The organism is Arsenicitalea aurantiaca (assembly GCF_003994485.1).
Classification (GTDB): Bacteria; Pseudomonadota; Alphaproteobacteria; order Rhizobiales; family Devosiaceae; genus Arsenicitalea; species Arsenicitalea aurantiaca.
In genome coordinates, this window is record NZ_RZNJ01000016.1 from 1 (window position 1) to 635 (window position 635).

Annotated in this window: 1 protein-coding gene; it reads left to right on the forward strand. The window is 70.1% G+C overall.

Annotated features, from left to right (window positions below; translation table 11 throughout):
- On the forward strand, positions 1-635 hold a 635-nt coding region (locus EMQ25_RS17895), incomplete at both ends, for an aldehyde dehydrogenase family protein (protein ID WP_244606646.1).

Below are 635 nucleotides of genomic sequence, written 5' to 3' on the forward strand. Positions count from 1 at the left end.
ACGATCATGCAGGTTTTCGAGACGCTCGAATATGGCCCCTCCCCCGAGAGCGACGGGCCGGCGCAGGACTGGCTGGAGGCCCATGGCCGGCGCTTCGGCCATTTCATCGACGGGGCCTTCACCGCGCCCGGCACGCTTTTTACGACGCAGAACCCCGCCAGCGGAGCGGTGCTGGCCGAACTGAGCGCGGGCAGCCCCGCCGACATCGATGCGGCGGTCGCCGCGGCGCGCCGGGCGCAGCCGGGCTGGGCGGGGCTTTCGGGGGTGGCGCGCGGGCGCCATCTCTATGCGCTCGCCCGGCTCGTGCAGAAGCATGCCCGGCTGCTGGGCGTGCTCGAGAGCCTCGACAATGGCAAGCCGATCCGCGAGAGCCGGGACATCGACATTCCGCTGGTGGCGCGGCACTTCTACCATCACGCCGGCTGGGCGAGCCAGCTCGAGACGCGCTTTCCCGATCACGAGCCCCATGGGGTGTGCGGGCAGATCATCCCGTGGAACTTCCCGCTGCTGATGCTGGCCTGGAAAGTGGCCCCGGCGCTTGCGGCGGGCAATTGCGTGGTGCTCAAGCCCGCCGAGTTCACCTCGCTGAGCGCGCTGCTGTTTGCCGAGCTGACGGTGAAGGCGGGCCTGCCCAA